Genomic DNA, 11,814 nt, shown 5'->3' on the forward strand with positions numbered 1-11,814 from the left:
ATCAGTCAACCAATTAGCAAATGATGTTTGCGATACACCGAATTTACTGGTTAGAATCAATGGCTAACCCCTGCAAGTGAGTTTCCGCCTTGTGGGGTGACAGGTGAAATTAAAGCAAAAATCTTGGCTGTTTTTTTCAGCCTTAAACTTGAGGTATATCGTATGACTGGTTCTGTGTGGAGTTTACTCCTCGTTGCTGTACTCGTTGCGCTTACTTATAAACGTGCTCCGCTAAAGATGTCGGCAATTTCGCTCGGCATTTTTGCTGTTGTTGCATTTGTAGGTGGTGCCGCTACTACGATCGCTGTCATTGCCGCGCTTGTTGCTATCGCTTGTGGTGTATTGAGCTTGGAATCCTTCCGCGCCAATACCATTACTCGCCCTATCTTCTCGTTGTACAAGAAGATCCTACCTAAGATGTCTGAGACTGAAAAAACAGCACTCGAAGCAGGTACTGTTTGGTGGGATGGTGAACTATTTTCAGGCAAGCCTGATTGGCATACATTATTGGATCATCCAAATCCAAGCATTCCACCAGAAGAGCAAGCCTTCATAGACAACCAATTAGCAACACTTTGCTCTATGTTGAACGAATGGGAAACCGCGCAAAACGGTGACTTATCAAAAGAAATTTGGGACTACATCAAGAAGGAACGTTTCCTTTCTATGATTATTCCTAAGTCATATGGCGGTCTTGGTTTCTCGGCTCAAACTCAATCTCATATTTTGCAGGCGCTAACCGTTTCAGGCGCTGCATTTACTAGCGTTGGTGTACCTAACTCTCTTGGGCCCGGCGAACTGTTATTGAAATACGGTACACAAGAGCAAAAAGATCATTACTTACCACGTTTAGCCGATGGCCGCGAAATTCCATGCTTTGGTTTAACTGGCCCACGCGCGGGTTCAGACGCAACGTCATTGCCAGATACCGGCGTTGTTTGCAAAGGCATGTGGGAAGGTAAAGAAGTTCTTGGTTTAAAAATGAATTTCGAGAAGCGTTACATCACGCTCGCACCTGTTGCGACAGTGGTTGGTTTGGCTTTCCGTATGTTCGACCCAGAAGGTTTAATTGGCGATAAAAAAGATATCGGTATTACCGTTGCTTTGTTACCTCGTCATTTAGAAGGTATGGACATTGGTAACCGTCACAAGCCGGTAGGCTCGCCATTTATGAATGGTCCTATCTTCGGTAAAGACGTGTTCATTCCGCTAGATTTCATCATTGGTGGTGCTGCTAATGCCGGTCAAGGCTGGCGTATGCTGGTTGAATGTTTGTCGGTTGGCCGTTGTATTACTCTGCCGAGCTCAGGTGCGGGCGGTGGTAAATACGCGATTGCTGCGAGCGGCGCTTATGCACGTATTCGTCGTCAGTTCAATGTGCCGATTTCTAAATTGGAAGGTGTACAAGAAATGCTGGCGCGCATTGCCGGTAATACCTACACCGCTTCTGCCGGTGCGCGTGTTACCGCCATTGCAATTGATGAAGGTCACAAGCCTTCTGTGCCATCGGCTATTCTTAAGTACAACCTAACTGAAATAGCGCGTGATATTGCCAACGACAGCATGGATATTCATGGTGGTAAGGCGATTATTCGTGGTCCTAAAAACTACGTTGAATCGGGCTATTCGTCAGTTCCTGTCGCCATCACGGTTGAAGGTGCCAACATTCTAACTCGCTCTATGATCACCTTTGGTCAGGGTATGATTCGTTGCCATCCTTTTGTTCTGCCAGAAATGCATGCGGCACAACAAAATGATCTTAAAGCCTTCGACAAAGCCTTATTCGGGCACTTTGGCTTTATTTTCTCAAACTTCTCTCGCTCTGCAGTGCTGAACCTAACTAACGCTGCATTTACCAGCGTGCCGGTGACTGGCCCAACGAAGAAGTACTATAAGCAAATTAACCGTTATGCGGCATCCTTCGCGGTGATGGTTGATATGTGTGCCTTCTCTCTTGGTGGCGAGTTGAAATTCCGCGAGCTTATCTCTGCGCGTTTGGCCGATATGCTGTCCAAGATGTACCTAGCATCGATGGTATTGAAGCACTGGGAAGATCAAGGTGCTCATAAAGCTGATTTACCTTTGGTGGAATATTCTTGCCAGAAGCTATTCAGCGAGTTTGAAACAGCACAAGATGGTTTGATTAAGAACTTACCTTCTCGTCCTGTTGCTGCGATATTACGCGTTCTAACCATGCCTCTTGGCCGTGTAGCAAAAGCACCTAGCGACAAGCTAGTCGCTAAGATCGTTGATTTGGTTACTTCTCACAATGAGACTCGCGAACGTTTAATCGCAGGTACTTATCGTGGTGAAACAATCAGCAATGGCTATGCAGAAACCTTGCGTAATCCACTAGCGGTATACGACGGTTTGTTGGATCGCGTGGAACAAGCGGATGTTATATACAAGAAGATTGGTACGGCACTCAAAGCTGATAAGTACGATGAAGCCACCCTTAGCATTGAAGGCCGTATTACCGACGGTGTTAAGATGGGCATTCTGACTGCTGATGAAGGTGAGTTCATGTTGGCGTTTGAAAAAGACGTTCTAGACATGGTTCATGTTGATCACTTCCCATTGGAACATTTTGGTCCTGTTGCTGAGAACCAAGATACGCCAAAGAAGGCAGCAACAACTCGTAAGAAAAAAGCCGATGCTAGCGAGCCAGAAGCGGTATAACATCCCTTTCTAACTCGTGTTAGTAACGTAAAAGCCCCGTATGAAACGGGGCTTTTTTTTGCACCAAAGACCGTTATGATAAAGCACCTTTGATGACTTAAATTAACGCTTTTAGGGATTAATCATGCTGATCAGCAATATGGAAGTCGTACCCGGTAAACGCATCGTTCGCCATCTAGGTATGGTGCAAGGTAGTACGGTTCGGGCAAAACACGTTGGCCGCGATATCATGGCGAGCTTCAAAAATATTTTTGGCGGCGAGCTTAAAGGTTATACAGAACTACTGTCGGAATCTCGGGATGAGTCGCTCAAGCGCTTGGAGGAACAAGCACAAGCACTCGGTGCCAATGCAGTGGTCAACGTGCGTTTTTCTACGTCATCCATCGCAGCAGGCGCTTCGGAAATTTTCGTTTACGGTACGGCGGTTATCCTGGAGGATCGCTAATGCAATTGGTGATTTTTCTGGTGCTATTGGCGCTTGGCTACGGTTTTGGCCGTTGGGCCGAAGCTCGCCACTACCGCCGTATTCATGAGCGAGAGAAGGCGCTACGCCGTATTCTTGTTATTCCCATGCGTTTACCTCCTCCGGAATACTTACAACACGGTAGTACGCTAGTCACAGGAAGTGTGGTCATTTCCGTCGATTACTTTAAGACCATTGCTGCCGCACTGAGAAACGTCTTTGGGGGTCGCGTTGGTGCCTATGAATCCCTACTGGATCGTGCACGTCGTGAAGCCACCATTCGCATGCAAGAAGAGGCCAAGAAAGTGGGAGCTCAAGCGGTATTGAATGTGAAATACGAAACCAGCCGTATCGGCCAGCAAGCCGGAAAGTCGATTGGCTCCGTAGAGGTACTGGCCTACGGTACAGCTATGATTCCGAGGGCTCCTCAGTGAGCTCTAATCTTCCTAGAGAAAATCCTATATTACCCGATGAGATTAATAATTCTTATGAGCATCCACTCAAAGACTTCTTAATTTTAGCGGGTTCTCTTTGCGCGCTATTGATTGCAACTATCTATCTAATTGCCTGGACTGCTTTTTGGCTTGCCCCAAGAATCCCCTTTGAATGGGAACCTTCGATTGCAGGCATAGCCGCACCCAAATTAAACGAACAGCAGAAACAACAACAAGCTTATCTGCAGGATCTGGCCAATCAATTGAGCGCAAGTCAGCCTCACCCCTTGCCTGTTACTGTACATTGGCTTCCCGATGAAGATACCCCAAATGCCTTTGCCATGGTCGCAGGACAGTTATACGTAACCGGCGGATTAGTGAAGACCATTTCTTCAGAGAATGCTTTGGCAATGGTGATCGCACATGAATATGCTCATGTCGAGAAACGCCACCCGATGATTTTATTCTTAGAGCAAGTGAGCACCGGACTGTTAATGTCAGCAGTAGGAATTCATGACCAAATCAGTCCACTTAGTCAGTCTGCCGGACTTTTGACGCTGATGAGCTTTAGCCGTGACATGGAACGTGCTGCCGACAACCAAGCAATTGAGTTAGTGCGTGCCTATTATGGCCATACCGCAGGTGCGGATGAGTTTTTTGCCAAGATGCAAAGTAAAGAGGACATGCCCTTATGGGCATCGGCTTTGCAGACACACCCTGCGACTAGTGAGCGTTTAAAACGATTACAGGCCGAAGATGATACTGAAGGAAAGCTAACGCCCCTCCCCTCGTGGATGAAGAGAGGAGCAGATAGCTTAGAAACGGAAGATTAAGCGGGTAGATCGTCGATGTAACGCTCGGCATCAAGTGCAGCCATGCAACCAGTACCCGCTGACGTAATGGCTTGACGATAAATGTGATCGCTAACATCACCTGCTGCAAACACACCTTTAACGCTGGTTTGTGTCGCATTACCGTTAGAACCGCTTTCAACCACGATATAACCGTCTTTCATTTCTAACTGGCCTTCGAAGATAGCGGTGTTAGGCTGGTGACCAATAGCAACGAAGATACCTTCAAGATCAATATCCTTGCTCTCGCCACTCATACGGTTGCGAATACGCATTCCCGTAACACCCATATCGTCGCCCAGCACCTCATCAAGTTCACTATTCCACTCGATAGTGACATTGCCGTTAGCGGCCTTGTCCATTAGCTTGTCGGCTAGAATTTTTTCGCTACGGAAACCTTCACGGCGATGGATAACAACCACTTCTTTTGCGATGTTCGAGAGATATAGCGCTTCTTCTACTGCGGTATTACCACCACCGATAACAGCAACTCGTTTATTTCGGTAGAAGAAACCATCACAGGTCGCGCAAGCTGACACGCCCTTGCCTTTGAATGCTTCTTCGCTCTCTAAACCTAGGTATTTAGCACTAGCGCCAGTAGCGATGATCAAAGCATCACAGGTGTAGACACCGGTATCACCTTTTAATGTAAATGGGCGCTTAGAGACATCAACCGCAGAGATTTGATCAAAAATAATTTCTGTTTCAAAACGCTCGGCGTGAGCCTTCATGCGTTCCATCAACTCTGGTCCTTGCACGCCCATAGTGTCGCCTGGCCAGTTATCGACTTCAGTAGTGGTCGTTAACTGTCCGCCCATCTGCATGCCAGTGATCATCACCGGGTTTAGGTTAGCTCGAGCTGCATACACCGCTGCGGTGTAACCTGCAGGCCCAGACCCCAAAATCAGCAGTTTTACGTGACGTGCATTGCTCATATCGATGAGCCTCCAAAATTAAGATAGGTGAAAATTTGTGTCGGCATTATAGGTGATATGGGCGCGATGGATAAGTAACAAGGGTGAATCTTAAAATTCTGCACAAGATTATAAGACAGATAACGACACGATCATTCGAAATCCGGCAAGGGTCTACCGCAATTCGAGCAATATCCCTGCTTTGGCTCGTTGTGGGGAATCAGTGAAAATATGCGCTCCGTACAATTGCCTCTCATACACAGTTACAACTCATTACAAAAATAGTATTTCCTGTGATTCTATAAATAAATCAGGAAGTTAAAGCGTTGTTACAGTGTAATAGGCCGATGTGTCAATGAATCTGCGTTGTTGCGCCCAAGACCTTGGTGCAGGATTACTACAGCAGTTACGCATCGATTAAAAAAAACAAAGGTCTGCAATTATGCAAAAGCGTCAAGAAGTTCAGCAAAAGTCTCGTTTGGGTCTTCTTCTAATAGAGAAGGGGTTGATTAACAGACGACAACTGGATGAAGCGCTGCGATTGCAGTCCGAGACCAATCTAAGATTAGGAGAGGTCATGGTACGTCAAGGATGGTTAACTCATCGCCAGCTGCAGCGAGCGCTCAAGAAACAGTCTCGCTATCGCCTTATTGCTGCCATCAGCGCCATGCTGCTTGGACCTCTACAGCCTTTTATGGGTAGTGCCCATGCCAGTGTTGAACAAGCTCCTGTCGTTTCTCAAGAGGAACTGGGGCAGCGAATTGGCATGAAGGCTATGGACGAAGAATCTATGGGCGAAGTAACAGCTCAAGGTCTTCAAAATGGTGATTACGATAAGTTGGTTGGCATCATCAATGGTACGGTATCCGACCAAGATGCTGGTGAGACATCCGTTGTTGCCGCATTTGAATCCCTACTCCCTGGCTTGAACTTGCTAACTGACTACGAAATTAGCGATGTTGAATATCATGATCCCAACGGGCCACGCACTACACTGAATGCCGACGGTTCTTTAAGTGTGCAAGTACCTAAGCGCATAGGCCAAATTGCTTTCCGTAACCTCAATGTCTTAGGGGCTGAAGGTCCAGCAATGGGCGACTTGTTCATCAATGATATTCGCCTAACAGAAGGTTCCAGTATTACTCTGCGCTTCCGCGAGTAAAGCTTTATAATGTGCATTGATTTTTTTGGCCGCTATTAGCGGCCTTTTTTTATCCTAGCTTTTTATCCGGGCCGTCTTCTGCGCTAGCCTACCCTGCTTAAAATCCCAAAGCTTCTGTTGCTATAAACTTCTCTATATTCATAGCTTATCTACGAGCAAGTATTGCCTGATCTTCACCCCTGAATTTTGTGAGAGCTAGGTAACTTCTGTTACTTAGACTTAGCTTCAAAGCCGAGGGACGAAGCGATATACGATCTGACGCTTAGTATCAGCCACTTCTAATTTACTTGACTAGTTACAGGTACTCGAATGCAACCAACACTGCTCGCCATCGTTTGACGTATCCGGCAGATACAAAAACGGGAGCCGAAGCTCCCGTATTTAATCTCAATACAACTTATTTAATTAGTCGTATCCGATCATCAGCGGTACATAAGCAACCACTAACAATGCCAGACCCATTGTCACGAGAGGTAATAAAATCTTCTCATGACGATACCAGAAGTTGTGACCTTCCAGCGCCGACAATCTTACTTCTTCCTCTCCTACCACTTGCCTCGTGAGTAAGTGGTTGAGGGCTACCGGTGGACTCAAATAACCTAATTCAAACGCCACTAGAGTAACCATCCAGAAGTGAACAGGATCAATACCGCTATCGTATGCAATGGTAGCAATGGTCGCGCTTACTAAAATTACAGCACCGTATGGGTCCATAATCATGCCAATCACAACAAGAATGGCAACCAGCAAGGTCATAGCAACCCAAATAGAGCCAAACTCAGTTGGAACCATAGACATCAGCTCAACGCGCTCAATTACACCGCCAATACTGATCGACATACCCATCAACATTAACAGAGCACCAATATGTCCCGTTGTTTCTGTGGTTGCTTCACGTATGGTCTTCTCAATAGAGTCGTTACCTTTACGAACATCATCCCAAGAATCCACTAGACGCTTTTCAAGATAATCAATATTTAGGTTTTCGCGACCTGTCTTCTCTTGAGTTAAACGCTCATAAATCAAGATGACCAACAGTAATACCGGCAAAATGATGGGGGCAGAGAATTCATCCAAATAAGCATTTAGCAATAAGGCGTAAACTACCAAGGTTACACCAACTAAAATGACATATGGGAACAGTGGCTTAAGAGCTGCTTTAAATTCTGGCCAAACGTTTTCTGGCGGGTCTAGACGCAGAGGACCCTGGCGAGTTATTAACGCCATCATCGCAAACAGTGCAGTTGTTAAGAAAAAGACTTTTACGCCCCATCCAAACAATTGATCGGTTGTGACTTCATTGTTCAACGCTGCAACAATCACAACAAGTAAACATGGACGCAATACAACACCAAGCGAACCCGACATTGCAGTAGCTGCAAGCGCTAACTGACGACGAGCACCGGCACGACGCATTTCAGCGTAGATCAATCCACCAACGGCGATAACGAAAATACCTGAACCACCGGTATAAGCAGTTGGAATTGCAGCAAGTGCAACAACAGCAACGGCTAACATTTCTGGCGGTAATTTGAATGGACGGAAAATATTAAATACTTTACCTGCCAATTCGGTACGCTTTAGCAACATACCAATCCAAACATATAAACCGACGTTCAAGAATAGTTGTGACAGCTCCATCATTTGGTTTAGATAAATACCAATACCTGCACTATGACCAGCAGAGATAAAGTAAGTACCGGAAATGATACACATAGTTGCGTATAGCGGAACCGCCAACTGTGCTTTGAGGAAACTCCCGCCTGGTTTAGCTGTCTTAGGTACGAATATGAATTGGAACAAACTCAAAAGCAGAATGACGCCGAAGCCCCCGATCCATAACCAATGCAAGATACCGTGTTCAGTGGTGACTGCAATGCCAGCAGAGAAGGCCACATTTTTAAAGCTATAAACGGAATAGAATAAAATCGTTGCTGCAATTAACTGCGCACCGGATGCTACCCGATAATCCATTACGGTTATCATAGGGCGCAGCGCTATGTGATGACGACGGAATAACGCCGTCAAGCCACATATGAGTACCAATACTGCAAGCATAATGCGCTGAGCACTTAAACCCATTTCACCAAAACGGGCTACACCTAGCTCAACGGTACGGAACAATTTTACGGCTGGAGTAATGCGCCCATCGGTTGCTTCAAATTGCTCAACTTTGATACGACACTGATCTTGAGCAGCGAGCAACGACTGACGCATCAAAGCAGGATTGATTGGATCCGGCTCAAATAAATCGAAATCATCTTGAGGTGCAGCTGCACGTTGTTGAATAATTTTATTAAGTTCAAATTCAACATCGATATTAGGATTACAGTCTGGGGTCACAGGATCGTGACGCAGCGTAAAATATCCTTCCCAGATGCCTTCACCCAGCTGTAAAAGCTGTGCATGCATCGTGTGGCTTGTATTAAGGATCACTACAAAAACCAATACCACAAAGGCAGGTAAAGCGGCGAGCCATTCGTACGCCGTGCGGTGCCCCACACGCACTGTTTGCTCCATGAAATATACCTCTAGATGATTAAAAAGAACCGAAGCCTGCCGGCTTCGGTTCTTATCCCTAACTTCTGCACACTCGCAACTTCTGTGGTTGCTTTAAGAGTACTTATAAGGGGGAACTTTTTATTCTAAATTTTCTACGCACTCACCTTCTGCCGGATTTTCTCGGCAGCGGAGTTTACGCAGTAAAGTCAGCATAGTAGCGTCGTAAACACCTTCATCACGCAAAGTGATACGAACTTGACGAAGCATTTCGTTATATTTTTCTACGTCTGCCTTTGGCAAATCAATCCATGTAGTTTCAGGGATACCAGCCGTATCCTGTGTTACGAATGCATTAGCCTTATCAAACAAGCCAGCGACATAAAGTCGAGACTTTTGACCGAACCCTTCAGGGAAACGTTCTTTGTGCAAAAGCACTTGGAAATCTAAGTAAGCAAGGTTGTAACGTAGAATCCCACCTTTTGTACCAATCCCCTTGTACATTTCAAGTGGTGAATAGGCGATTGCAGGTGCATAAGCGATATCCACGCTACCGTTATTAAACTTGCCAGAGAAGTTAGCCGAGTTTGACGGAACGATTGACGCACCAATATGGTTTACCATTTTTACCGATGGCTCATCGTACTCTAAGGTGGCAATACGCTTGCCTGACATTTCTTCTACGGTATCGACGCTACGATCGCGTACAAACAAGTAAATCGGGCCTGCCGGAATCACACCACCGACTTCGTAGCGATCACCAGTGACCATATATTTAGCAGCGCCAGGCTGAGAAATGGTGTTAACCAAATTTCTCATAACGCTAGTTGTTGGTACCGCGCCAATCGCTTCAATAGTAGATGCAAATTTGCTGTATGGACGAGCTCGAGCGCCTGTCAGCATAACGGCATCACATTGCTCTGCTTTGAAATCATCAGAAGCAATTTTTTCATCTGTGTAGGCACGCAAATGAATGTTTACATTTTGCTGTATAGCGAACTCACGGTATTCCTTCATTAACCCATACAAGTTGCCGTTGGCACCTAGTGGATCATAAATACAAAATTTTCGTTCGTCCGCTGCCGCGAATGTAAGTTGGCTGGCAGCTAACGCTGCCACACACAAAAGCTTACGCATATTAATCCTCCAAAAGATCATCGATACTCAGGCTAGGAGCCGCAGATTTCTTTTCGTCATCCCAGAAAGTGCCTAAGCCACCAACAGGAGTACGAGAACCAGTTCCTTCAGTCCATAGCCGATCTGATACTGCCAGAATTTGACGCGATGCCACTAAATCTAACAATTGATAATCGCGGTTTGGCTTGTCTACTTTTAAAGATGCTGCATGACGACGAATTGCATCACGTACTTGTTCTGGGTTACCGGAGCCATCAGCGATAACAACTTCTACTGCGTGAGACAAACGCACACCGCTATCTGAACCACCGCGAGCTGCTGCTGCCATTTCAACCCAAGGATCGACTCCTTCAGGCGCTGTATCTGGCATCAAAATCCACAAACCAGCTTGGGCCGCTAAAGGTAAGCCCCAAAATTCTTGATTATCCAGACACTGCAAACCACGAACGGTTTTCATAGCAATGTCTTTAGGAACGTTAACAACGCTTTGAGCGCGCAAGTCAGACATAACCGCTTGCAAACCCGCTAAGTTACCAAGAGCCCAATAAACGCGGTCTTTCTTGCTTAAACTTGGGCATTTTTTGCCGCCTGGCTCACCAAACTCGTGCACCATGTTTTGGTAGGCTTTGTATTGACGCGCTGCTGCAATTGCATAATCGCGTTTTTCACGGATGCGAGCATCTTTAGCTTCGTTGATGTTTTGCGCTTTAAAGGCACGAATGTAGGCAAGACTGTCTTCCGACGCATCCGCTTCAGCACATGAACCAGCCATCATGTTCATCATAAGAGAAGCACGGTCAGGCGTTGACGTTACACGTGTAAACGCCATGACCATAGGTTGCAGACCTTGGGTTGTAGAACAAGCTACACCAATGTCATCAACGGTCATTGTATAAGGTGTGATGTGCCGATCAGTTAAGTCGTAAACCACCCAACCGGTGGATTTATAAATGATGCTGCAGCCAGATACTGAAGCAAGCGCAGCAATAACGATTGCAATACGTGAGAGAAACGACATGACGCCCCCATAGGATGAGTAGTTTGTTGTTATTATGGCCAAGATAGTAACCTATCTGGGCAATTAACGCACTCCGGAGGATATCCCGATTGTTACGCCAATACCATTGCAAATCCGCTATCCGGACGCTTGGGTGACACCATATGGACATTTTCACGCCACAAAAAGGTTTAAACCTGCCAACAAGTACACAAAATGCGACATTTAGAAACATAAACAGTGATCTTTCATGTGGGATTGAATGGCACTTTTCAAAGCAAAACAACGAATTCAACCCACGTAAACTCGTCATTTTACGCCACCAAGAAGGGTCATAAAGCGCCATTAAGAGCATAATAAAGAGCCTATCCATGACGTATTAGCACTCTAAATAGACACTATCCATACTCGTCATCGGCGCTGTGATAGGCCGCCTAAACCTTGCGAATTCTCAGGGCAGGAGAAAAGTTGGAGCAATTTTTTACATTGACTTATTCGACGGTGATAACTTAGAACGAGCGTTAGAAATATTCTTAGACGCCCAGCAAGCTGAATTCAATAATACTCTCTCCTGATCATCGGACCCTTCGCGCCGCTAAGACATTAGAAATAACAGACCCCTGTCTTGAAACGCACGCCATCATCACAACTGTCCTACATAGGATTCGGCTATGCATA

General features: G+C 46.0%; 9 protein-coding genes. 5 read left to right on the forward strand and 4 right to left on the reverse strand.

What is annotated here, in order from left to right; genetic code table 11:
- The first annotated feature begins 162 nt into the window (after window positions 1-162).
- The 4 genes from TOL_RS12590 to TOL_RS12605 all read left to right on the forward strand — a co-directional run bounded on the left by TOL_RS12590 (window position 163) and on the right by TOL_RS12605 (window position 4,409).
- On the forward strand, window positions 163-2,679 hold the full coding sequence (locus tag TOL_RS12590) for an acyl-CoA dehydrogenase (RefSeq protein WP_015487723.1): 2,517 nt from the start codon (window positions 163-165) through the stop codon (window positions 2,677-2,679).
- 124 nt (window positions 2,680-2,803) lie between these two features.
- Window positions 2,804-3,124 carry a YbjQ family protein gene (locus TOL_RS12595; RefSeq protein WP_015487724.1) on the forward strand — a complete coding sequence of 107 codons (321 nt, stop codon included), beginning with the start codon at window positions 2,804-2,806 and terminating at the stop codon, window positions 3,122-3,124.
- Window positions 3,124-3,576: a YbjQ family protein gene (locus tag TOL_RS12600; protein WP_015487725.1), complete on the forward strand. Its 453-nt coding sequence runs from the start codon at window positions 3,124-3,126 to the stop codon at window positions 3,574-3,576. Before TOL_RS12595 ends, TOL_RS12600 begins: the two co-directional genes overlap by 1 nt.
- Window positions 3,573-4,409, forward strand: coding sequence for a M48 family metallopeptidase (locus TOL_RS12605; protein ID WP_015487726.1), 837 nt, complete (start codon window positions 3,573-3,575; stop codon window positions 4,407-4,409). Before TOL_RS12600 ends, TOL_RS12605 begins: the two co-directional genes overlap by 4 nt.
- Here TOL_RS12605 and trxB read toward each other — a convergent pair.
- Window positions 4,406-5,362, reverse strand: coding sequence for a thioredoxin-disulfide reductase (gene trxB / locus TOL_RS12610; protein WP_015487727.1), 957 nt, complete (start codon window positions 5,360-5,362; stop codon window positions 4,406-4,408). The two genes, TOL_RS12605 and trxB, sit on opposite strands and share 4 nt — an antisense overlap.
- A gap of 421 nt (window positions 5,363-5,783) precedes the next feature.
- On the opposite strand from trxB, the gene TOL_RS12615 reads away from it, so the two are divergent.
- A complete protein-coding gene (locus TOL_RS12615; protein ID WP_015487728.1) occupies window positions 5,784-6,503 on the forward strand; it encodes a cyclic di-GMP-binding domain-containing protein, MshE-related in 720 nt (239 codons plus the stop codon).
- Window positions 6,504-6,908: 405 nt separating this feature from the next.
- Here TOL_RS12615 and TOL_RS12620 read toward each other — a convergent pair whose 3' ends face one another.
- From TOL_RS12620 to TOL_RS12630, 3 genes are all read right to left on the reverse strand, one after another.
- Complete coding sequence (locus tag TOL_RS12620; RefSeq protein ID WP_015487729.1) at window positions 6,909-9,023, reverse strand: TRAP transporter large permease subunit; 2,115 nt, start codon at window positions 9,021-9,023, stop codon at window positions 6,909-6,911.
- Window positions 9,024-9,143: 120 nt separating this feature from the next.
- The gene (locus tag TOL_RS12625; protein WP_015487730.1) at window positions 9,144-10,139 is read right to left on the reverse strand and encodes a putative solute-binding protein; all 996 of its coding nucleotides are present in this window, start codon (window positions 10,137-10,139) and stop codon (window positions 9,144-9,146) included.
- Between the two features lies 1 nt (window position 10,140).
- Window positions 10,141-11,157, reverse strand: a complete 1,017-nt coding sequence (locus TOL_RS12630) for a hypothetical protein (RefSeq protein ID WP_041588498.1) — start codon at window positions 11,155-11,157, stop codon at window positions 10,141-10,143.
- Window positions 11,158-11,814: the final 657 nt, after the last annotated feature.

It is taken from the genome of Thalassolituus oleivorans MIL-1, from assembly GCF_000355675.1.
In the GTDB taxonomy this organism is placed as follows: domain Bacteria; phylum Pseudomonadota; class Gammaproteobacteria; order Pseudomonadales; family Oceanobacteraceae; genus Thalassolituus; species Thalassolituus oleivorans.